The sequence below is a fragment of the Streptomyces camelliae genome (assembly GCF_027625935.1).
Classification (GTDB): Bacteria; Actinomycetota; Actinomycetes; order Streptomycetales; family Streptomycetaceae; genus Streptomyces; species Streptomyces camelliae.
Genome location: NZ_CP115300.1, coordinates 3,043,326 through 3,063,821, shown reverse-complemented (window position 1 = coordinate 3,063,821; position 20,496 = coordinate 3,043,326). Strand labels below are relative to the sequence as shown.

General features: G+C 71.2%; 19 protein-coding genes and 2 pseudogenes. 9 read left to right on the top strand and 12 right to left on the bottom strand.

Features of this window, described 5'->3' with window-relative positions:
- Window positions 1–75: 75 nt before the first annotated feature.
- The 7 genes from O1G22_RS13745 to mce form a co-directional block, all read right to left on the bottom strand.
- Window positions 76–960 carry an ABC transporter permease gene (locus O1G22_RS13745; RefSeq protein ID WP_270081619.1) on the bottom strand — a complete coding sequence of 295 codons (885 nt, stop codon included), beginning with the start codon at window positions 958–960 and terminating at the stop codon, window positions 76–78.
- Window positions 957–2,405 carry an ABC transporter ATP-binding protein gene (locus tag O1G22_RS13740; protein ID WP_270081618.1) on the bottom strand — a complete coding sequence of 483 codons (1,449 nt, stop codon included), beginning with the start codon at window positions 2,403–2,405 and terminating at the stop codon, window positions 957–959. The genes O1G22_RS13745 and O1G22_RS13740 overlap by 4 nt, the downstream gene beginning before the upstream one ends.
- 133 nt (window positions 2,406–2,538) lie before the next feature.
- Complete coding sequence (locus tag O1G22_RS13735; RefSeq protein ID WP_270081617.1) at window positions 2,539–3,315, bottom strand: ABC transporter permease; 777 nt, start codon at window positions 3,313–3,315, stop codon at window positions 2,539–2,541.
- 3 nt (window positions 3,316–3,318) lie between these two features.
- Complete coding sequence (locus O1G22_RS13730; protein ID WP_270081616.1) at window positions 3,319–4,272, bottom strand: ATP-binding cassette domain-containing protein; 954 nt, start codon at window positions 4,270–4,272, stop codon at window positions 3,319–3,321.
- A gap of 85 nt (window positions 4,273–4,357) precedes the next feature.
- Complete coding sequence (locus O1G22_RS13725) at window positions 4,358–5,293, bottom strand: coiled-coil domain-containing protein (protein ID WP_225099549.1); 936 nt, start codon at window positions 5,291–5,293, stop codon at window positions 4,358–4,360.
- A gap of 183 nt (window positions 5,294–5,476) precedes the next feature.
- Window positions 5,477–9,577, bottom strand: coding sequence for a polarized growth protein Scy (scy, locus tag O1G22_RS13720; RefSeq protein ID WP_270081615.1), 4,101 nt, complete (start codon window positions 9,575–9,577; stop codon window positions 5,477–5,479).
- A 266-nt stretch (window positions 9,578–9,843) separates the two neighbouring features.
- Window positions 9,844–10,284, bottom strand: coding sequence for a methylmalonyl-CoA epimerase (mce, locus tag O1G22_RS13715; protein ID WP_225099551.1), 441 nt, complete (start codon window positions 10,282–10,284; stop codon window positions 9,844–9,846).
- A 149-nt stretch (window positions 10,285–10,433) separates the two neighbouring features.
- Here mce and O1G22_RS13710 point away from each other — a divergent pair, with 149 nt between their 5' ends.
- Complete coding sequence (locus O1G22_RS13710) at window positions 10,434–11,633, top strand: acetyl-CoA C-acetyltransferase (protein WP_270081614.1); 1,200 nt, start codon at window positions 10,434–10,436, stop codon at window positions 11,631–11,633.
- A 38-nt stretch (window positions 11,634–11,671) separates the two neighbouring features.
- Window positions 11,672–12,628 (top strand): methylmalonyl Co-A mutase-associated GTPase MeaB, encoded by a 957-nt coding sequence (gene meaB / locus O1G22_RS13705; protein WP_270081613.1) that lies wholly within the window; start codon window positions 11,672–11,674, stop codon window positions 12,626–12,628.
- Between the two features lie 33 nt (window positions 12,629–12,661).
- Here the strand turns inward: meaB and O1G22_RS13700 are convergent, their stop codons facing one another.
- From O1G22_RS13700 to O1G22_RS13685, 4 genes are all read right to left on the bottom strand, one after another.
- Window positions 12,662–13,138, bottom strand: coding sequence for a MarR family winged helix-turn-helix transcriptional regulator (locus O1G22_RS13700; protein ID WP_270081612.1), 477 nt, complete (start codon window positions 13,136–13,138; stop codon window positions 12,662–12,664).
- 92 nt (window positions 13,139–13,230) lie between these two features.
- Window positions 13,231–14,037 (bottom strand): AIM24 family protein, encoded by an 807-nt coding sequence (locus O1G22_RS13695; RefSeq protein WP_270081611.1) that lies wholly within the window; start codon window positions 14,035–14,037, stop codon window positions 13,231–13,233.
- Complete coding sequence (locus O1G22_RS13690; protein WP_225099556.1) at window positions 14,034–14,684, bottom strand: AIM24 family protein; 651 nt, start codon at window positions 14,682–14,684, stop codon at window positions 14,034–14,036. Before O1G22_RS13690 ends, O1G22_RS13695 begins: the two co-directional genes overlap by 4 nt.
- Before the next feature lie 2 nt (window positions 14,685–14,686).
- Window positions 14,687–15,319: an AIM24 family protein gene (locus O1G22_RS13685; RefSeq protein WP_225099557.1), complete on the bottom strand. Its 633-nt coding sequence runs from the start codon at window positions 15,317–15,319 to the stop codon at window positions 14,687–14,689.
- A gap of 181 nt (window positions 15,320–15,500) precedes the next feature.
- Between O1G22_RS13685 and O1G22_RS13680 the strand changes: the two genes are divergently transcribed.
- The 3 genes from O1G22_RS13680 (at window position 15,501) to O1G22_RS13670 (ending at window position 16,629) form a co-directional block, all read left to right on the top strand.
- Window positions 15,501–15,851, top strand: coding sequence for a DUF3817 domain-containing protein (locus O1G22_RS13680; RefSeq protein WP_270081610.1), 351 nt, complete (start codon window positions 15,501–15,503; stop codon window positions 15,849–15,851).
- Window positions 15,848–16,144 carry an MTH1187 family thiamine-binding protein gene (locus O1G22_RS13675; RefSeq protein ID WP_225099559.1) on the top strand — a complete coding sequence of 99 codons (297 nt, stop codon included), beginning with the start codon at window positions 15,848–15,850 and terminating at the stop codon, window positions 16,142–16,144. The genes O1G22_RS13680 and O1G22_RS13675 overlap by 4 nt, the downstream gene beginning before the upstream one ends.
- 98 nt (window positions 16,145–16,242) lie before the next feature.
- Window positions 16,243–16,629, top strand: coding sequence for a hypothetical protein (locus O1G22_RS13670; protein ID WP_428986357.1), 387 nt, complete (start codon window positions 16,243–16,245; stop codon window positions 16,627–16,629).
- On the opposite strand, the pseudogene O1G22_RS13665 reads toward O1G22_RS13670, so the two are convergent.
- Window positions 16,575–16,691, bottom strand: a pseudogene (locus tag O1G22_RS13665) (transcriptional regulator); the annotation flags it as partial. The gene O1G22_RS13670 and the pseudogene O1G22_RS13665 sit on opposite strands and share 55 nt — an antisense overlap.
- Window positions 16,692–16,693: 2 nt before the next feature.
- Between O1G22_RS13665 and O1G22_RS13660 the strand changes: the two are divergent.
- From O1G22_RS13660 to icmA, 4 genes and pseudogenes are all read left to right on the top strand, one after another.
- A pseudogene (locus tag O1G22_RS13660) lies at window positions 16,694–17,806 on the top strand (MFS transporter); the annotation flags it as partial.
- Between the two features lie 11 nt (window positions 17,807–17,817).
- Complete coding sequence (locus O1G22_RS13655; protein ID WP_270081609.1) at window positions 17,818–18,327, top strand: MarR family winged helix-turn-helix transcriptional regulator; 510 nt, start codon at window positions 17,818–17,820, stop codon at window positions 18,325–18,327.
- A 43-nt stretch (window positions 18,328–18,370) separates the two neighbouring features.
- The gene (locus O1G22_RS13650) at window positions 18,371–18,709 is read left to right on the top strand and encodes a DUF3817 domain-containing protein (protein WP_270081608.1); all 339 of its coding nucleotides are present in this window, start codon (window positions 18,371–18,373) and stop codon (window positions 18,707–18,709) included.
- Window positions 18,710–18,794: 85 nt separating this feature from the next.
- Window positions 18,795–20,495: a coenzyme B12-dependent isobutyryl-CoA mutase large subunit gene (gene icmA / locus O1G22_RS13645; protein WP_270081607.1), complete on the top strand. Its 1,701-nt coding sequence runs from the start codon at window positions 18,795–18,797 to the stop codon at window positions 20,493–20,495.
- Window position 20,496: the final 1 nt, after the last annotated feature.

Below are 20,496 nucleotides of genomic sequence, written 5' to 3'. Positions count from 1 at the left end.
ACGAAGGCCCCCCGTCGGCGTCATGCGCCCGGGAGGCCCTCTGTCGGTCAAGCGGTCCGGCTTAAGCGGTCAGGCTCACACGTCCCGCTTCTGCAGCAGCGCGAAGGCGCCGGCGTACGCGGCCGCCGTCAGGGCGAGCATGATCCACAGCGGGTCCCAGCCGGTCGGGCCGGAGCCGCTCAGGGTGTTGTCGTAGAAGACGCCCAGCTGGCTCGGAATGGAGTACTTGAACAGGAACTCCTGCACCGAGTGCAGCGAGGACGTGGCCATGAACAGCGCGATGACCAGCGGCGCGAGCACCGCGCCGATCATGATCGTGATGCCGCCGGCGGAGTGCCGGATCATCGAGCCGACGAGCAGCGAGAGCAGCCCGAGCAGCGCGATGTAGAGGCTGACGCCGACGGTGTCCTTCAGCCAGTCACTGCCGGAGGGCGTGCGGGCGCCGGTGCCGCTCAGCATGGACGCGTGGATCATGCCGACGAAGGCGGACGCGGCCAGCGTGACGACGAAGGCCACGGTGAAGAACACGATCGACTTGGCCGCGAGGATCCGGGTCCGGCTCGGGCACGCGGTCATCGTCGTACGGATCATGCCGGTGCCGTACTCCGAGGCCGTGGTCAGCACGCCGAGCGTGATGATGCACATGCTGCCGAGCAGCAGGCCGAAGAACCCGAAGGTGAGCGGGTTCTGGCCGTCCATGTTGGAGCTGTCGGCGTGGGCCTTGACCACGGCGCCGGTCAGCAGGCCGATGCCGACGACGAGCAGCACGAACACGCCGAGCGTCCACATCGTCGACCGCACCGACTTGATCTTCGTCCACTCCGAGGCGAGCGCGTGCCCGAGGTGGGTGCGCACGACCGGGATCGGCGAGGTGTATCCGGGGTACGACCCGCCGGGCGCCGCCTGCCATGCGGGCGCGGCGGCGGGGGCCTGCGGCATCGGGGGCTGGTGCGTGCTCATCGGGCGTCCTCGGGCTTGGTCAGGTCGGCGGGGGCGGGTGCGGGAGCGGGGGTTCCGGGGGCCGGTGCCGGTGCCGTTGCCGGGGGAGCGGCGGGGGCTGCCGGGGCCGCGCCCGGTACCTGGCCCTGCGGAGACTGCGGGGCGGCGACCGGCGGCTGGCCCTGCGGAGCAGCCGGCGGGGCCGCCTGGGCGTACGGGTTCGGGGCGCCCGCGCCGGGTGCGGCGGGAGCGCCGGGGGCGCCCGGTGCGGCCGGGTGGCCCTGCGGGGCGTTCGGGGCGCCGTACGGTCCCGGCTGGCCGGCGCCGTACGGACCGGCGGGAGCCGCAAGAGCCGCGCCCGGCGCCTGACCCGCACCCGTCACCTGGCCGACCCCCGGCGCCTGGCCCGGCTGGCCGGCGCCGTACGGGCCGGGGGCGGTGGGCTGGGGCGGCGGTGGCGCGTACCAGCCCGGCTGGCCCTGGCCGGGGACCGGCATGGGGGGCTGGGCGCCGGGCGGCAGCGGCTGCTGGAGGCCCGCCTTCTGGTCGACCGTGGAGCGGTAGTCCACGGCGGCCTGCGTCATCCGCATGTACGCCTCCTCCAGCGAGGCCTGGTGCGGCGACAGCTCCCAGAGGCGTACGTCCGCCTGGTGCGCCAGGTCGCTGATGCGGGGGAGCGGGAGGCCCGTCACCCGGAGCGCGCCGTCCTGTTCCGGCAGGACGTGACCGCCCGCCTCGGTCAGGGCCGAGGTGAGCTTCTCGCGGAGCTGCGGCTCGGTGTCGGGGGTGCGGACGCGCGCGAAGTCGGCGGAGTTGGCCGAGATGAAGTCCTTCACGCTCATGTCGGCGAGCAGCTGGCCGCGCCCGATCACGATGAGGTGGTCGGCGGTCAGCGCCATCTCGCTCATGAGGTGCGAGGAGACGAAGACCGTACGGCCCTCCGCCGCGAGCGCCTTCATCAGGTTGCGGACCCAGAGGATGCCCTCGGGGTCGAGGCCGTTGACCGGCTCGTCGAAGAGGAGCACCTGCGGGTCGCCGAGCAGCGCGGCCGCGATACCGAGGCGCTGGCCCATGCCGAGCGAGAAGCCCTTGGAGCGCTTTTTGGCCACGCCCTGGAGACCGACGACCCCGAGCACCTCGTCCACGCGCCGGGCCGGGATGCCCGACAGCTGGGCGAGGCTCAGCAGGTGGTTGCGCGCGGACCGCCCGCCGTGCACGGCCTTGGCGTCCAGCAGCGCGCCGACCTGACGGGCCGCGTTGGGCAGTTTGCGGTAGGGGTAGCCGCCGATGGTCACCGTGCCGGACGACGGGTTGTCCAGCCCGAGGATCATCCGCATCGTCGTCGACTTGCCCGAGCCGTTCGGCCCGAGGAAGCCGGTCACGGCTCCGGGCCGCACCTGGAAGGAAAGGTTGTGCACGGCGGTCTTGTCGCCGTAGTGCTTCGTCAGGCCTACAGCCTCGATCATGCTCCGCACCCATCGAAAGGTTCAGGACAGCAGGGCACCCACGCCCCCGTAAGGGTTAGGAGGATATCGAGTGGCTGACGGTTCCGCCCAAAAGAAAGTAAAGACCAGGCATCACGAAGCGTAGGGGATCCGTCTACTGGGCGTCCCGGCGCTTCAGCAGCACATACCCGCCGGCCAGCGCGGCGATCACCCACAGCACCATGATCCCGAGCCCGCCCCACGGCCCGTACGGCCGGTCGTCGCCGATCCTCGGCACCACCTCCATGATCCGGCTGCCCGCCTGGTCCGGCAGGAACCGGCCGATCTTCTTCGTCGCGTCGACGTTGCCGAGGATCGTGGAGATCAGGAAGAAGAACGGCATCAGGATGCCGAGCGAGAGCATCGGCGAGCGCAGCATCGCGGCGACCCCCATGGAGAACACCGCGATCAGCGTCATGTACAGCCCGCCGCCGACCACCGCGCGCAGCACCCCGGGGTCCCCGAGGTGCGCCCGGTACGGCCCCAGCATCGCCTGCCCGAGGAAGAACGCGGCGAAGCTCGTCGCCATGCCCACGACCAGCGCGAGCGCGGCGGCCACCGCGACCTTGCTGAACAGGAAGGTGCCCCGGCGCGGCACGGCGGCCAGCGAGACCCGGATCATGCCGGTGCTGTACTCGTTCGACACGACCAGCACCCCGAACACGATCACGGCGAGCTGGCCCAGGGTCATGCCCGCGAAGCTGACGCGGGTGGGGTCGAAGGAGAGCCGGTCCTGGATCGGCATCCGGTCGAACTGGCTCCTCGACAGCGCGGAGATGAGCATCCCGAGCGCGATCGTGACCACCACCGCCAGCGACAGCGTCCACACCGTCGACGCCACCGACCGGATCTTCGTCCACTCCGACTGGATCACCCGTACGGCCGCCGTCATGGCTCACATCCCCTTCCAGTCGGCACCCCAGTCCTGCGGGGCGGGGCCCGGGCCGCCCTGCGCGTGGTACTCCACCGTCTCCGCCGTGAGCCGCATGAACGCCTCCTCCAGCGAGGCCTGCTGGACGCTCAGCTCGTGCAGCACGATCCCGTGCCGCGCCGCCAGCTCGCCGATCTGCTCCGCCTTGCCGCCGTCCACCTCCAGCGCGCTCCCGCCCGCCTCGACGACGGTGATCCCGGCCTCGTGCAGCACGTCCAGCAGCCCTTCCCGCTGGGGCGAGCGGATCCGCACGTACGACCGTGAGTTCTGCCGGATGAACTCGGCCATGGCGGTGTCCGCGAGCAGCCGTCCCTGTCCGATGACCACGAGGTGATCGGCGGTCAGGGCCATCTCGCTCATCAGATGGCTGGAGACGAACACCGTCCGGCCCTGCGCGGCCAGCGACTTCATCAGGGTCCGGATCCAGTGGATGCCCTCGGGGTCGAGCCCGTTGACCGGCTCGTCGAACATCAGGATCCGCGGGTCGCCGAGCAGCGCCGCGGCGATACCGAGCCGCTGCCCCATGCCGTACGAGAATCCCTTGGCCTTCTTCCGCGCCACGGCCGTGAGCCCCACGGTCTCCAGCACCTCACCCACCCGGTGCTTCGGGATCCCGTTGCTCTGCGCGAGACAGAGGAGGTGGTTGTAGGCGCTCCGGCCGCCGTGCACGGCCTTCGCGTCCAGCAGCGCCCCGATGTACGTCAGCGGGTCCGCCAGCTGGTCGTAGTGCTTGCCGTCGATCCGGACATCGCCGGCGGTGGGGTGGTCCAGCCCGAGGATCATCCGCATCGTGGTGGACTTCCCGGCCCCGTTGGGCCCGAGGAACCCGGTCACGATGCCCGGCCGGACGGCGAAGGTGAGCCCGTCGACGGCCAGCTTCTCGCCGTACCGCTTGGTCAGGCCCGCCAGCTCGATCATGCGGCCACGCTAAGACGAGCCGAAGCCCCCTGCCACCGGAGTGGAAGAGGGCTTCGGTCTCTTCAGCGACCGCCCAGCGCAGGTGTCACCGGGTCTGCTGCGCCGGCACCCCACGAGAGATGGGCTCGTCGTCCGTCGTCGTGCCCGCCGCGGCCACGGCCGCGCCGGTCAGCGTCGCCAGCATCTCGCGCACGTTCGTCAGCTGGGCGTTGATGCTGTCGCGGCGGTTGGTCAGCGCGGCCAGCTCGCGCTCGGATTCCGAGCGGATGCGGTCGGCCTTGGCGTTGGCGTCGGCCACGATGTCCTCGGCCTGGCGCTGGGCCGTCTCCACCGTCTGGCGGGCGCGGCGCTCGGCGTCGGTGCGCAGCTTCTCCGCCTCCAGGCGCAGCTGCTCGGCGCGGTGCTCGATCTCCGCCAGTCGCTTCTCGGCCTTCTGCTGACGCGAGGCCAGGTCGCGCTCGGACTGCTCGCGGCGCTTGGCGAGGTTCGTCTCGAAGTCGGCGGCGGCCTGCGCGGCCTTGGCGCGGGTCTCCTCGAAGAGGGCGTCCGCCTCCTCGCGCTTGGACTGCGCGTCCTTCTGCGCCTCGGCACGCAGCTGGGAGGCGTCGGCCTTGGCCTTCTCGACGATCCGGACGCCCTCGTCCTCGGCCTTGGCCTTGCGCTCGGCGGCGTAGGACTCGGCGTCGTTACGGACCTGCTGGGCCGCCGACTCGGCGAGGTCGCGGTGCTGTTCGGCCGCCCGCCGAGCCTCCTCACGCAGCTCCTTGGCCTCTTCCTCGGCCAGGCGCAGGATCTTCTCGACCCGCGCGCCGAGACCCGCGTACGACGGCTCGGCGTCGGTGACCTGGGCCTGGGCGTTCTGCGTTTCGAGGTGGAGCTCCTCGATGCGCTTCTCCAGGGCGGTGATCCGGGCGAGAGCGCTGTCACGGTCGGAGACGAGCTTGGAGATACGTTCGTCCACCTGAGCGCGGTCGTACCCACGCCGCACAAGCTCGAAGCCGTAGGGGGAAGTGTCGCTCATGGGGTTCCTGTCGAATGAGACCGGTGAGGTGATAGGTGGAATCCTAGGGGCCGAAGCGGTGTGTCATCACGCGGATACGTGTTTGATCTGGAGAATGAGACCCCTTTTGGGTGGCTGACGGCCGGACGGCTTGCCAAGGACTCGGGCAAAGCCCCCAGACGTTACCGGAACGCCGCGCTCCCGTTACCCGTCTGACGGCTTGCCACCCGAACGAGGGGCGCCGACCGTCGCACCCGCCTTGACTCCGCCGTCCTTGCCGGACGAGGGGGCCTCGAAGGACTCCAACGCCTCCAGCACGTCCTGGACACGGGAGATCTCGGCGTTGATGTCCTCGCGCCGGCGCACCAGGATCTCCAGCTCGCGCTTGCCCTCCTCGACCGTGCGCCGGGCCTCCCGGATCGCCTCGGCCTTCAGCTCCTCGGCCTCCTTGACCAGGCTGGCCTTCTTCTGCTCGGCCTCCTTCAGGAGCCCCTCCGCCTTCTTCACGGCGGCGATACGCACCTTGCCCGCCTCGGAGTTGGCGTCCGACACCAGCTCCTTGGCCTTGGCCTCGGCCTTGGCCAGCTGCTCCTCGGCGGCCTTGATGAGCGCGTCGCAGCGGTCGCCGGTGGACTTCATCGTCTCGGCGACCTCGCGGCGGGCCCGCTCGTGCAGTTCCTCGATCTCGGTCGTGATGCGGTCGCGCAGCTCCTCCGCGCGCTCCCTTATCGCGGTCGCGTCCCGGCGGGCGCCCACCAGCAGCTCGTCCGCGTCCGTCCGGGCCTTCTCCACCCGGGAATTGCCCTCGACGGTCGCCTCCGAGACGATCCGCTCGGCCTCGCTGCGGGCCGCGCCCACCATCGTGTCGGCCTGCGACTCCGCGTCCGCCGTCGTCTTCAGCGCCTGCTCCTGCGCCTCGGTGAGCAGCTTGTCGACCTCGGCCGTGGTCTCCGTGATGAGCGTGTCGACCTGCTCGGCCGCCTCCGAACGCCGCTTGTTGGCCTCCTTGCGGGCCTCGTCCAGGGTCCGCTCGGCCTCCTCGCGCGCGGAGCTGACGAGCCGTTCGGCCGCCGCCTCCGCGTCCGCCCGGAGCTGCTCGGACTCGGCCCGCATCCGCTCGGCGTGCTGCTGGGCCGAGCCGACCGTCTCGGCGGCCTCGGCGCGCAGCCGTTCCGCCTCGTCGGTGGCCTCTCCGACCAGCTGCTCGGCGTTCGCCACCGCCTCCGCACGGACCCGCTCGGCCTCGGCGGCCGTCTCGTTCTGCAGCCGCTCGGCCTCGTTGCGGGCCTCGGTGATGAGGGTGTCGGCCTGGGTGGCCGCGTCGGAGCGGATGCGGTTGGCGTCCTCGCGGGCCTCCGCGCGGGCGCGGGCCGCCGCCTCGCCGGCCTCGGCGAGCGTCTCCGACGCCTCCGTACGGATCCGCTCCGCCTCCGCGGCCGTCTCCGACTGGAGCCGCTCGGCCTCGGCGAGCGCCTCCGTGCGCACCCGGTCGGCCTCAGCGATCGTCTCGTTCTGGAGCCGCTCGGCCTCGTTGCGGGCCTCGGTGATGAGGGTGTCGGCCTGGGTGGCCGCGTCGGAGCGGATGCGGTTGGCGTCCTCGCGGGCGTCCGCCCGGGTACGGGCCGCCGCCTGGTCGGCCTCGGCGAGCGCGTCGGAGGCCTCGGTGCGCACCCGCTGGGCGTACTCGCCCGCATCCGCGCGCAGCCGCTCGGCCTCGGCGATCGCCTCCGCGACCGTACGCTCGGCCAGCGCCTTGGCGGCCTCCGTCTCCTCGGTCGTCTCGCGGCGGATACGACTCGCGTCCTCGCTCGCCCGCTCCCGCTCGGCGTAGGCGTCGGCGCGGACCCGGTCCGCCTCCTCCTCGGCCTCCCGCCTGGTGCGGTCCGCCGCGTGCTCGGCGGCCGAGCGCAGCCCGGTGATCTCCTCCTGCGCCTGCTCGTGCAGCCCGGCGACCGAGTCCCGCACCTGCTGGGCGTGCTGCTCGGCGGCGGAGACCATCTCGCCGGCGCGCCGGTCGGCCTCCTCCACCAGCCGGATCGCCTCGGCCTGCGCGTCCTCGACCCGCTTGCGGGCGGAGGCCAGCAGCTCCTCGCTCTGCTCGCGGGCCCGCAGCCGCTCCTGGTCGGCCTCCTCGCGGGCGGACCCGAGGGTCTCCTCGGCCTCGCGGCGGCGCCGGACGGCCTCCTCCTGCGCGGCGGCCAGCGTCTCGGACGCCTCGGCGGCGAGCCGCTCGGCGGCGGCCTGCGCCTCCGCGCGGACCCGGTCGGCGGTCTCCTGCGCCTCGGTCTTCAGCCGCTCGGCCTCGGCAGCGGCCTCGGAACGCAGCCGTACGGCGACGGACTCGCCCTCGGCGCGGGAGGCGGACGCGTCGGCCGCGGCCTCGGTGCGCAGCCGGTCGGCCTCCTCGGCGGCCTGCTGCTGGAGCGTACGGATCCGCTCGGCGGCCTCCGCGCGCAGCCGCTCGGACTCCTCCGAGGTCTCCCGGCGGATCCGCGCGGCCTCCTCGCGGGCCTCGGCCAGCGCCTGCTCGGCCGACGCGAGCCGCTCCTGCGCCTCGGTCTGCAGCCGGGTCAGCTCACCGGCGGCCTCGGTGCGGCGGGCCTCTATGGCGCGCTCGGTCTCCTCGCGCAGCTCGCGCGCGGCGGTCTCGGCGGCCGTACGGACCGTCTCGGCCTGCTCCTCGGCCTCGGTGCGCAGCCGCTCGGCCTCCGCACGGCCGCGCTCCAGGGTCTCGTCGGCCTGCCGGCGCAAGCTCGTGGCCCGCTCGATGGCCTCGGTGCGGACCTTCTCGCTGTCCGCGGTCGCGCTCTTGCGCAGCTCGTCCGCGTCCGCCTTGGCCTTGGCCAGCAGCTCCTCGGCGGACTTGGCGCCCTCCTCGATCTGCGCGACCGCCTCGCGGCGGGCCTCGGCACGGATCGACTCGCCCTCGGCGACCGCGTCGGCGCGCAGCTGCTCGGCCTCGCCGCGCAGCCGGCGGGCCTCCTCCTGCAGCTCGACCGTCTTGGCGCGGTACTCCTTGGTGTCGTCCTTCGCCGCGCCCTTGAGCTGCTCGGCGATGTCGTGCGCCTCGGCGCGCAGCCGGTCCGCCTCGGCCTCGGCCTCGGAGCGGATCCGCTCGGCCTCCTCGGCGGCGGCCTTGGTGGTGTTCTTGGCCTCCTCCGAGGCCTTGTTGAGGACGTCCTCGGCGGTCTTGGCCGCCTTGCCCAGCTGGGTCGCCGTCTCCTCGGCGGTGATCGTACGGGCCCTCTCGCCGGCCTCGGCGACGATCTTCTCGGCCTCGGCGCGGGCGTCCGCGACCAGCTGCTCGGCCTCGGACCGGGTGGTCTCGGCCTCCTTGGTGGCCTCCTCGACCAGCCGGGCGACCTGCTCCTTCGCCGTACGCGTGCGCGCCTCGCCCGCCGCCTCGGCACTCGACAGGGTCTTGGACGCGGCCTGCTCGGCCTCGCTGACCAGCTTCTCCGCCTCGGCCTGCGCCTTGCGCAGCGCCTCCTCGGCCGCCGCCATCCGCTCCTCGGCGGCCCGGCTCAGCTCGGCGGCCTGCCGGCGGGCCGCGTCCGACTCGCTCGCGGTGCTGGTGCGCAGCTGCTCGGCGTGGTCGGTGGCCTCCTGGGCCTGCGTGGACGCCGCGTTCAGCAGCCGCTCGGCGTCCGTACGGGCCCGGCGCAGGATCTGCTCGGCCTCCGCGCGCGCCGCCTCGGCGTCGTTCTGCAGCCGCTGCCGGGCCTCCTCGGTCAGCCGCTCGGCCTCCGCGCGGGCGGCGGCCATCGCCTGCTCGGCCTCCGCGCGGGACTCGTCGAGGAGCCGGCGGGCCTGCGACTCGGTGCGGGCGCGCAGCTGCTCGGCCCACGCCACGTTCTCGTTGACGTGCGACTCGACCGTGGCGCGGCGCTCGGCCAGCTCCTGGTCGAGCTGCTGGCGCCGGTTCACCGCCTCCTGATGCAGCTCTGCCTGGAGCCGGGCGGCCTGCTCGGCGTGCTCCTGGAGGATCCGCTGGGTCTGCGCCCGGGCCTCCGCGGCCATCCGCTCCGCGTCCTGGCGCAGCTGGTCGGCCTGGATCTGGGCATTACGCAGCAACTGCTCGGCCTGGTAGCCGATGTCACCGCCGTCGAAGGCGGGCCGGGTCATGAGGGTGCGGCGCGCCTCGTGCAGCTTGGCGCGCAGCACCTCGACCTGGTAGCCGAGGTCCTCGGCGTGCTGGATCGCCTTCTCCCGCTCGGTCCTCAGCCGCTTCATCTCGGCCTCGAACCGAGAGAGGTGGTCGACGTCAGCCGCCGGCTCTCGCTCCTGGCTCTCGTAGCCCCGCACTGCGCGGTCCCATCCGTCCCCTGGTCGGCTTCTACAACGAGCCCCGTCCATCCGCCGAACGGGGCCCCCGGGGAATGGTGTCAGACTGGCGGCGGAGCACGGGCTGCTGCCCCGACGCTCGTCCCCCGAAACCCGGACCCCGGTGGTCCCTCCGTCAAAGGTGACGTCGTCCGCCCGAAGGCAGACGTCACCTTTGACGGAGGGACCGGGTCGCCCTGGGATGAGCGACGACCGCCCCCAACCCTACCGGCCCTTATGTACGGGGGTCAGTGCTCAGGGGACTCAACAGGGGCCGAAGTGACCAGTTCTGTCAGGACCCCGTGGCAATCCTTGGGGTGCAGGAAGGTGATCCGGGACCCCATCGAGCCGCGCCGGGGCTCGTCGTAGAGCACCCGTACGCCCTTCTCGCGAATGTCCGCGGCGTCGCCGTCCACGTCCGCCGTGCCGAAGGCGATGTGGTGGACGCCCTCCCCGTTCTTCGCGAGCCACTTGCCGACCGCGGAGTCCTCGCGGGTCGGCTCCAGCAGCTGGAGGTAGGAGGCGCCGCCGTCCGACGTCTCGTTGATCTTGAGCATGGCCTCGCGCACGCCCTGTTCCTCGTTGACCTCGGTGTGGAACACCTCGAAGCCGTATGTGGCCCGGTAGAACTCGACGGTCGCGTCGAGGTCGTGGCAGGCGATCCCGATGTGGTCGATTCGCGTCAGCATGGATTCAGTGCAGCGCCCTGCGGATGGTTACGCAACGTGCGCGCGATCACACCGACGGCCCGATGACGGCACGGAGTGCCACTCAGTACATTCGAAGTAAACCCTCGTTCACTCCTCGGCTGTGCAGGCCGGTAAGGGGATCGCAGCTCATGCCTTCTGGAACGACCAGCTCTGTGATCGTCGCGGGCGCGCGCACGCCCATGGGACGACTCCTGGGCTCCCTCAAGTCCTTCAGCGCGGCCGACCTCGGCGGCTTCGCGATCAAGGCCGCCCTCGACCGTGCGGGGATCGGTGGCGACCAGGTGCAGTACGTGATCATGGGCCAGGTGCTCCAGGCCGGCGCGGGCCAGATCCCGGCACGTCAGGCGGCGGTCAAGGCCGGCATCCCGATGAACGTCCCGGCGCTCACCATCAACAAGGTGTGCCTGTCCGGCCTCGACGCCATCGCGCTCGCCGACCAGCTGATCCGCGCGGGTGAGTTCGACATCGTGGTGGCCGGCGGCCAGGAGTCCATGACCAACGCCCCGCACCTGCTGCCGAAGTCCCGCGAGGGCTTCAAGTACGGCGCCGTCGAGATGCTCGACGCGATGGCCTACGACGGCCTGACCGACCCGTGGGAGAACATCCCGATGGGCCAGTCCACCGAGAAGCACAACGCGCGCCTCGGCATCGGCCGCGAGGAGCAGGACGCGGTGGCCGCCCTGTCCCACCAGCGGGCCGCCGCCGCGCAGAAGAACGGCCTGTTCGAGGCCGAGATCACCCCCGTGGAGATCCCGCAGCGCAAGGGCGAGCCCGTCCTGTTCAGCAAGGACGAGGGCATCCGCGCCGAGACCACCGCGGAGTCCCTGGGCAAGCTGCGCCCGGCGTTCACGAAGGACGGCACGATCACGGCCGGCACCTCCTCGCAGATCTCGGACGGTGCGGCGGCCGTGGTCGTGATGAGCAAGGCCAAGGCCGAGGAGCTGGGCCTTGAGTGGCTCGCCGAGATCGGCGCGCACGGCAATGTGGCCGGCCCCGACAACAGCCTGCAGTCGCAGCCCTCGAACGCGATCCAGCACGCCCTGAAGAAGGACGGCCTGGACGTCGCCGACCTGGACCTCATCGAGATCAACGAGGCCTTCGCCGCGGTCGCCGTGCAGTCAATGAAGGACCTCGGCGTGTCCACGGAAAAGGTGAACGTCAACGGCGGCGCGATCGCGCTGGGCCACCCGATCGGCATGTCCGGCGCGCGTCTCGTGCTCCACCTGGCGCTCGAACTCAAGCGGCGCGGTGGTGGTGTCGGCGCGGCCGCGCTGTGCGGTGGCGGCGGCCAGGGCGACGCCCTGATCGTGCGCGTGCCGAAGGCCTGAGTTCCCCTTTACGTCGCTGAAGTGAACGGAGCTGTGTGATGCAGGACGTCTCCTCTCTGGTGGCCCAGGCCAGGGAAGGCCGGCCGCGGGCCGTGGCCCGGCTGATCTCCCTGGTGGAGGGGGCGTCCCCGCAGCTCAGGGAGGTCATGGCGGCACTGGCCCCGCTGACCGGCAACGCCTATGTGGTGGGCCTTACGGGCTCGCCGGGCGTCGGCAAGTCGACCTCCACCTCCGCGCTCGTCACGGCGTATCGCAAACAGGGCAAACGGGTCGGCGTCCTGGCCGTCGACCCGTCGTCCCCGTTCTCCGGCGGCGCCCTGCTCGGCGACCGCGTCCGCATGTCCGACCACGCCTCCGACCCCGGGGTCTACATCCGCTCGATGGCCACCCGTGGCCACCTGGGCGGCCTGGCCTGGGCGGCCCCGCAGGCGATCCGGGTGCTGGACGCGGCGGGCTGCGACGTGATCCTCGTCGAGACGGTCGGCGTCGGCCAGTCGGAGGTGGAGATCGCCTCCCAGGCGGACACCAGCGTGGTGCTGCTGGCCCCCGGCATGGGCGACGGTATCCAGGCGGCCAAGGCGGGCATCCTGGAGATCGGCGATGTGTACGTCGTCAACAAGGCCGACCGGGACGGCGCCGACGCCACGGCCCGCGAGCTCAACCACATGCTGGGCCTGGGCGAGGCCCGGGGCCCCGGCGACTGGCGCCCGCCGATCGTGAAGACGGTGGCGGCCCGCGCGGAGGGCGTCGACGAGGTCGTGGAGGCCCTGGAGAAGCACCGTGCGTGGATGGAGGAGCACGGGGTGCTGACCGAGCGCCGCCGGGCCCGCGCCGCCCGCGAGGTGGAGACCATCGCGGTCACGGCGCTGCGCGAGCGCATCGGCGACCTGCACGGCGACCGCCGCCTCAGCGCCCTCGCGGAGCGCATCGTCGCGGGCGAACTGGACCCGTACCGCGCGGCGGACCAGCTGGTGGCGGGCCTCACGCAGGGCTGAGGGGGCCGCCGGCCGGCCGATCCCGAGCCAGGCTCAGGGGCGCCCCCGCTGCCCCCTCAGGTGCTGGGCGATCGGCTTGAGGGCCTTGTCCAGTTCCGTCAGTGCCTCCGGCGACAGCAGATCGATGAAGTGCCGTCGCACGGAGGCGACATGATGTGGCGCCACCTTCCTCATCGTCTCCATGCCGTGCTCGGTCAGTACGGCGTACAGCCCCCGGCGGTCGGACTCGCAGTTCTCGCGGCGCACGAGATTCGCGTTCTCCATCCGCGTGATCTGGTGCGAGAGCCGGCTCTTGGACTGCAGGGTCGCGGAGGCGAGGTCGCTCATCCGCATCCGTACGTCGTCCGACTCGGAGAGGTTCACGAGGATCTCGTAGTCGTTCATCGTCAGGCCGAACGGCTGCAGATCCTTCTCCAGCTGGTACGTCAACAGCCTGTTGACCTCCAGGTGGGTGCGCCAGGCGCACTGCTCCGCATCGGTCAGCCAGCGCGTGGCCGTCTCGGTCTCCATGAATGAAGTCTACCTAAGAAGTTGAATGACGAACTACTTCGGATGATGTGACAGTGCGCACGCGTTCGACGTCACACTCCGCAGACTACCGCTCACAGCCCGAAGCGACGCTGGAGGTCGCCGAGCTGTCCGGGAAGGCGCGGTACCCCGGATGATTGCGGACCGTGGCCGTCCGGACCCGGAGCGCCACCCCCCGGTACCCCCGGTTCGGACGGAACAACCCCCGTCGCCACCTCGCCCATGAGGCTCTCCGAGGACTGCAGAAGCACCGTTCCGGCGCCCACGAACTCGAACTGGTGCTCCTCCCCGGACACCCCGCCGAAGCCCGTCATCGCACGTAGACCGCCTAGTACACCCGTCAGATAACCGTGGTCGTAGTGATGGCACGGTGACGGGCAGTCGGCCCACCCGACGAGGGCCTGCGGATCGACCCGGATCGGAGGTTCCATGAACACCACCGGACCGTTAGATGCGGCGACAAACTTGCCGGTTCCGATAAGGGTCAGAAAACCCGGCACGATCGATTGCTTCAGCGCGAGACTTGGCTGAAAAGCGAGCAGGTTGCCCGAGCGAATGGTCAAGTTCCCGTCGTCCAGGTCATAGGAATTGACGTCGAAGGCCCGGTCGGCGAGCAGCATCTTGCCCGAGCCGTGCGCCACCACCCAGTCGCTCGCGTGCAGTGGCGAATGGAACGAGGTACGGACAAGTCGGTCGAGTCGCCCGTGCCCGATCCCGTTGAACTCGATCGCCCCGTAGTAGGCGATCATCTTCCCCTTCTGCAGGAACCACTCGCCGCTCTTGAGCTCCACACAGAACGTGTACCTGTTCACGTTGTCGTCGGCGGGCAGGGTCATCGGGTCGTACACCACAGGGGCACCGGGGACCGGGTGCGTGCTCACAGCTTCTCCTCCGACGCCTGGACGAACACCGTGCCGCTGCCGCTCAGCTCCAGCTGGAAGGCCTCGCCGGAGCCCCGGCCCACCATCTCGCGCCAGCCGAGCGCGGCCGACAGTCTGTTGCGGACCTCGCCGTGATGGGCGACGTACGCCTGCGGGTCGACATGGACCGGGTGCTGCGGGGTGATCGGGATCTCGAAGACCCCGCCGTGCGCCATCACGGCGACCGAGCCCTGCCCCTGGAGGGTGGTGGTGAACAGGCCCTGCCCGGTGACCTGGCCCCGGACCAGGCCCATCACCCCGCCCTGCGAGCCCATGAACATCGTTCCCTGCCGCAGCGTGCCCTCGAAGGCCAGCAGCCGGTCCGCCTCGACGTACAGGGTGTCGCCCGTGAGCTGGATGACGTGGACGTGGTGGCCGCCGTGCCCGAAGAAGACGGTCCCGCTGCCCTCCACCGTCATGAGCGGGGTCGCCTCGCCCGTCACCCGGCGCCCGAGCATGGACATCAGCCCGCCCTGGCCGCCCTGGATGTTCGGCGTGAAGGACACGTCCCCCTTGTAGGCGAGCATCGCCCCGCGCTGGCTGAACAGCCGCTGCCCCGGCACCACGGTCGCCTCGACCATCTTGGAGTTGATCTCCCGGAACGCCATCTCTACAGATCCCCCGCGATCGTGTTCCGTTCGCTCGGCTGCACATAGACCAGTCCGTCGCCCTCGAACCGGATCTGGAAGGCCTCGCCGCCGCCCTCCCCGAGGAACGTGCGGAACGTCACACCGGACTGGAAGGACTGCCGGACACTGCCCTGATGGGCGATGTACGCCCCCGGGTCCACGATCAGCGGGTACTGCGGGCTCACGCGCAGCACCACCGCCGGGCCGTCGGACATGATGGCCGCCTGCCCGTGCCCCTCGACCGTCGTCGTGAACAGGCCGTTGCCCTGCGAGGCGCCCCGCAGCCCCGTGAACGTCGTCCCGGTCCGCAGCCCGGCGTCGGTCGCGAGCAGATTGCTCGACTCCACGTACAGCTTGTCCCCCTGGAGGCTCACCAGGTTGATCTCCGAGGCCCGGTCGGCGAACCAGCACGTCCCATGCCCCTTCACCTCCATCACCGTCATCTGCTCACCGGTGAGCCGGCGGGTCACCATCCCCCGCAGCCCCTCACCGCCACCCGTCAGCTTCTTGAAGGACATCTGTCCGTCGTACGCGACCATCGAGCCGTTCTTCGCCTTCACGGCGTCCCCGGTCATGTCGACGGCGAGCACCCTGCTGCCTTGAAGTCGGAACATCGCCACGCAGCGAAAGTAGCGGCGGCGCGGGTGGACGGAACAGGGCCCATAGGTGGACACCGACCCTGAGCGGACCCCTACGGGCAGCGTTTGCCACAATGGCCGGACGTTTGTGCTTCCGTTCACAAAGCGGATCACACAGCGCTCGCGCCGTCAGCGACTCTCCCACCGAAGGTGACCCGTGGACCTCAAGACAGCCTCCGCCATCCGCCGCCTCCGTCTGATCTCCGTACCGGAAGGCATCTCCTGGATCATCCTGGCGGCCTGCACCGTCATCAAGTACACGGTCGACAGCGGCTTCGACGTCGCTCCGGTGCTGGGCCCGATCCACGGCGTGCTGTTCGTTCTCTACGTCCTGTTCTGGGCGGACGCCTGGAACCGCACCAGGTGGAACAAGGGCAAGGCTGCCCTCTACTTCGCCTACTCGGTCATCCCCGGTGGCGGATTCATCATCGAGCGCACGCTGCGCCGCGAGGCCGAGGACGCCGTCATCGCGGCCCGCGCCCGCAAGGAAGGAGTCGTGAACGCATGATCGTCGCCTTCTCCGTGACGCCCCTCGGCGTCGGCGAGGACGTGGGGGAGTACGTCGCCGACGCCGTCCGCGTGGTCCGCGAGTCGGGGCTGCCCAACCGCACCGACGCCATGTTCACCTCGATCGAGGGTGAGTCGTGGGACGAGGTCATGGACGTCGTCAAGCGCGCCGTCGCCGCCGTCGAGGAGCGCGCCCCGCGCGTGTCGCTCGTCCTCAAGGCCGACATCCGGCCCGGCGTGACCGACGGCCTGACCTCCAAGGTCGAGACGGTCGAACGGCACCTCGCCGGCTAGCCGGACCCTCGTTTTGAGCGGTCGCCCACGCCGATGTACGTTTCCCGGTCGATGCTTTGATCGATCATTCGAAGCACGTTCTGACCTGGGGGAACATCATGAGTCTCAGCAACCGTTTGCTGCTGGGGCCGCTGACCGGCTGGGCGACCGCCTGGACCCTCGACCGGCAGCGGCTGTGCCGGGAGCGGGGCATCACCCCTGAGCGCGCCCTGGCCAACTGGGTCGCGGAGCTGGTGGTCCGCGCGGCGGTCCTCACGGTCTGCGTGACCGGGCTCGGTCAGGAGACGCAGCTCCGCCGCTTCGGGCCGTTCGCGGACACCGTGGCCTACCTGTGCCCGCTGCTGATGGTCGTCGCCGTGTACATCGCCCTCTTCAAGGCACCGCTCGCGGGAACGCCCGCAGCGCGGCGCCGTTCGCGCCCGGACGACGTTCAGCCCCCGGAAGCCGGCGCCACCCCCAACGGCGTTCTCTCGTACAGCACCTGATGTCCGTACCGCCGCGCCGTCAGCAGGCCCGCGTCCCGCAGGATCGTCAGGTGGGACGACACCCTTCGCCCTGGGCTTCCTGCCGTACGCCGTCGGCGGCACCCTGCTCGGGCCCCTCGCCGACCGCTTCCCGGCCCGGCGCGTGCTGGTCGGCTGCGATCTGGTGTGCGCGGGCTGCGTGGCCGTGATGGCCGTCCCGGGCACCGGGATCGGCGTGCTGCTCGCGCTGCGCTGCGCTCTGGCGGTCGTCTCCCCGGTGTTCGCCGGCACCCGGATGGCCACCCTCGCCGACGTCCTCGGCGACGGCGATCTGTTCGTGCTCGGCCGCTCCCTGCTGCGGATTGTCGCCCAGAGCTCCCTGCTCGTCGGCTACGGCCTCGGCGGGCTGCTCCTCACCGTCCTCGCCCCCCGCCACGCCCTCGTCATCACCGTCGGCACCTTCCTCGCCTCCGCCGCCCTGCTCCGCTGCGGCACCCGCCACCGCCCGGCCCGCAGCCGGTACGACGCCTCGGGCCCCGCACCCGGTCCGCGCCGGCTCCTCGCCGACCGGCGGATCCGCGTCCTGCTCCTGCTGTTCTGGATCCCGGCCGCCTTCTCCGTCGTACCCGAGGCGCCGGCCGCGCGTACGCCGACGTGCTCGGCAGCGGATCCGCCGGGCTCGGGCTGCTGATGTGCGCGCTGCCCGTCGGCACGGTGGCCGGCGAGCTGTTCGCCGGGGCGCGACTGAAGCCCATGACGCGCGAACGCGTGGCGCTCCCGCTCGTCTGCCTCGCCCTCCTGCCCTACCTCGGCTACGCCCTGCGCCCCGGGCTCGTCGCGTCCCTGCTGCTCCTGGTGGTGTCCGGGGCGGGGTCGGCGTACACCCTGGGGCTGGACCAGTGGTTCGTGCGGGCCGTGCCGGAGGGGCTGCGCGGGCGGGCCATGACCCTGCTCAGCGCCGGGCTGATGACCGTCCAGGGCGTGGGCATGACGCCGGCCGGGGTGGCGGCTCAGGCGGTGGGTGCGGGCCGCGGTCGCCGGGGCCGGGGCGGCGGGGGTGCTGTGCTGCTGCGCGCTGGCCGTCGCTGCCCGGGCGACCGAGGGGCAGGAGGTGGCCGAGGGGCGAGAGGTGGCCGGCGAGGAACGGGAGGCGACCGATCGGCGAGACGGGGCTGACCGGTATATGACCGGCGGGTAGGGTCTGATGACGTGCCGAAGCCTCTCAGTCTTCCGTTCGACCCCATCGCCCGTGCCGACGAGCTCTGGAAGCAGCGCTGGGGAAGCGTGCCGTCCATGGCCGCGATCACCTCGATCATGCGGGCCCAGCAGATCCTGCTGGCCGAGGTGGACGCGGTCGTCAAGCCGTACGGACTCACGTTCGCGCGCTACGAGGCCCTGGTGCTGCTCACCTTCTCCAAGGCCGGTGAGCTGCCGATGTCCAAGATCGGTGAACGGCTCATGGTCCATCCCACGTCCGTGACGAACACCGTGGACCGCCTGGTGAAGTCCGGTCTGGTGGCCCGGCGGCCCAACCCCAACGACGGCCGGGGCACGCTCGCCGTGATCACCGACAAGGGCCGTGAGGTGGTCGACGCGGCCACCCGCGACCTGATGGCCATGGACTTCGGGCTGGGCGTCTACGACGCGGAGGAGTGCACGGAGATCTTCGCGATGCTCCGTCCGCTGCGGATCGCGGCACACGACTTCGACGAGGACTGACCCCGGCCAAGATCTCCCGGAACGGGTGGTTACGCTCGACTCCATGAAGAAAAGCGTGCTGACCCGCTACCGCGTCATGGCCTACACCACCGGTGTCCTCCTGGTACTGCTGTGCCTGAGCATGATCGCGAAGTACGGGCTGGACATCAGCGGTGCCGCCGACGTCACCCGGGTCGTCGCCATCGCCCACGGCTGGCTGTACGTCGTCTACCTGGTCGTCGCCTTCGACCTGGGCTCCAAGGCCAAGATGCCGGTCGGCCGGCAGCTGTGGGTCCTGCTGGCCGGGACGATCCCCACCGCCGCTTTCTTCGTCGAGCGCAGGATCAGCCGCGAGCTGGAGGCCAAGGTCGCCGACCAGGTCCCGGCCGCCGCGAAGGCCTGAGACACCGGGCGACCCCACCGCCGTACGCGTGCGTACGGCGGTCTGCCATCGACATTTACTAGGACGTCCAAGTAAATTCGAGTGTATGGACGCTCACGCCATCGAGGAGGGCCGCCGCCGCTGGCAGGCCCGCTACGACGCGGCCCGCAAGCGGGACGCAGATTTCACCACGCTCTCCGGCGACCCCGTGGAGCCGGTGTACGGGCCCCGACCGGGCGACACGTACGAGGGATTCGAGCGGATCGGCTGGCCCGGGGAGTACCCCTTCACGCGCGGGCTCCATCCGACCGGCTACCGCGGCCGTACCTGGACGATCCGGCAGTTCGCCGGGTTCGGCAACGCCGAGCAGACCAATGAGCGGTACAAGATGATTCTCGGCAACGGTGGTGGCGGGCTCTCCGTCGCCTTCGACATGCCGACGCTCATGGGCCGCGACTCCGACGACCCGCGCTCGCTCGGCGAGGTCGGGCACTGCGGGGTCGCCATCGACTCCGCCGCCGACATGGAGGTCCTGTTCAAGGACATCCCGCTCGGTGACGTCACGACCTCCATGACCATCAGCGGGCCCGCCGTACCCGTCTTCTGCATGTACCTGGTCGCCGCCGAGCGCCAGGGCGTGGACCCGTCGGTCCTCAACGGCACGCTCCAGACCGACATCTTCAAGGAGTACATCGCGCAGAAGGAGTGGCTCTTCCAGCCCGAGCCCCATCTGCGCCTGATCGGCGACCTCATGGAGTACTGCGCGGCCGGCATCCCCGCCTACAAGCCGCTGTCCGTCTCCGGCTACCACATCCGCGAGGCGGGCGCGACGGCCGCGCAGGAGCTGGCGTACACGCTCGCGGACGGGTTCGGGTACGTCGAGCTGGGGCTCAGCCGCGGGCTGGACGTGGATGTGTTCGCGCCCGGTCTGTCCTTCTTCTTCGATGCGCACGTCGACTTCTTCGAGGAGATCGCCAAGTTCCGTGCGGCCCGGCGCATCTGGGCACGGTGGATGCGGGACGTGTACGGGGCGAAGTCCGAGAAGGCCCAGTGGCTGCGCTTCCACACGCAGACGGCCGGTGTCTCGCTGACCGCGCAGCAGCCGTACAACAACGTGGTGCGTACGGCCGTGGAGGCGCTGGCGGCCGTGCTCGGCGGGACCAACTCGCTGCACACCAACGCCCTGGACGAGACCCTCGCGCTGCCGAGCGAGCAGGCCGCGGAGATCGCGCTGCGCACGCAGCAGGTGCTGATGGAGGAGACCGGCGTCGCCAACGTGGCGGATCCGCTGGGGGGTTCGTGGTTCGTCGAGCAGCTGACGGACCGGATCGAGGCGGACGCGGAGAAGATCTTCGACCAGATAAAGGAGCGGGGGCTCCGGGCTCACCCGGACGGGCGGCACCCGATCGGGCCGATCACTTCCGGGATCCTGCGCGGGATCGAGGACGGCTGGTTCACCGGCGAGATCGCCGAGTCCGCCTTCCGCTACCAGCAGGCGCTGGAGAAGGGCGACAAGCGGGTCGTGGGCGTCAACGTCCACACCGGCTCGGTCACCGGGGACCTGGAGATCCTGCGGGTCAGCCATGAGGTGGAGCGGGAGCAGGTGAGGGTGCTCGGGGCCCGGAAGGCGGCGCGGGACGAGTCCGCGGTGCGCTCCGCGCTGGACGCCATGCTGGGTGCGGCCCGGTCGGGCGGCAACATGATCGAGCCGATGCTGGACGCCGTACGCGCCGAGGCGACGCTGGGCGAGATCTGCGGGGTGCTGCGGGACGAGTGGGGGGTCTATACGGAGCCGGCGGGCTTCTGAG

Coding starts and splice junctions, on each gene's coding strand:
- O1G22_RS13710 (WP_270081614.1), top strand. CDS start 10,434: ATGCCTTCTGGAACGACCAGCTCTGTGATCGTCGCGGGCGCGCGCACG.
- O1G22_RS13735 (WP_270081617.1), bottom strand. CDS start 3,315: ATGACGGCGGCCGTACGGGTGATCCAGTCGGAGTGGACGAAGATCCGG.
- O1G22_RS13740 (WP_270081618.1), bottom strand. CDS start 2,405: ATGATCGAGGCTGTAGGCCTGACGAAGCACTACGGCGACAAGACCGCC.
- mce (WP_225099551.1), bottom strand. CDS start 10,284: ATGCTGACGCGAATCGACCACATCGGGATCGCCTGCCACGACCTCGAC.
- O1G22_RS13725 (WP_225099549.1), bottom strand. CDS start 5,293: ATGAGCGACACTTCCCCCTACGGCTTCGAGCTTGTGCGGCGTGGGTAC.
- O1G22_RS13670 (WP_428986357.1), top strand. CDS start 16,243: ATGAGTCTCAGCAACCGTTTGCTGCTGGGGCCGCTGACCGGCTGGGCG.
- meaB (WP_270081613.1), top strand. CDS start 11,672: ATGCAGGACGTCTCCTCTCTGGTGGCCCAGGCCAGGGAAGGCCGGCCG.
- O1G22_RS13650 (WP_270081608.1), top strand. CDS start 18,371: ATGAAGAAAAGCGTGCTGACCCGCTACCGCGTCATGGCCTACACCACC.
- O1G22_RS13745 (WP_270081619.1), bottom strand. CDS start 960: ATGAGCACGCACCAGCCCCCGATGCCGCAGGCCCCCGCCGCCGCGCCC.
- icmA (WP_270081607.1), top strand. CDS start 18,795: ATGGACGCTCACGCCATCGAGGAGGGCCGCCGCCGCTGGCAGGCCCGC.
- O1G22_RS13675 (WP_225099559.1), top strand. CDS start 15,848: ATGATCGTCGCCTTCTCCGTGACGCCCCTCGGCGTCGGCGAGGACGTG.
- O1G22_RS13690 (WP_225099556.1), bottom strand. CDS start 14,684: ATGGCGTTCCGGGAGATCAACTCCAAGATGGTCGAGGCGACCGTGGTG.
- O1G22_RS13730 (WP_270081616.1), bottom strand. CDS start 4,272: ATGATCGAGCTGGCGGGCCTGACCAAGCGGTACGGCGAGAAGCTGGCC.
- O1G22_RS13685 (WP_225099557.1), bottom strand. CDS start 15,319: ATGTTCCGACTTCAAGGCAGCAGGGTGCTCGCCGTCGACATGACCGGG.
- O1G22_RS13700 (WP_270081612.1), bottom strand. CDS start 13,138: ATGGAGACCGAGACGGCCACGCGCTGGCTGACCGATGCGGAGCAGTGC.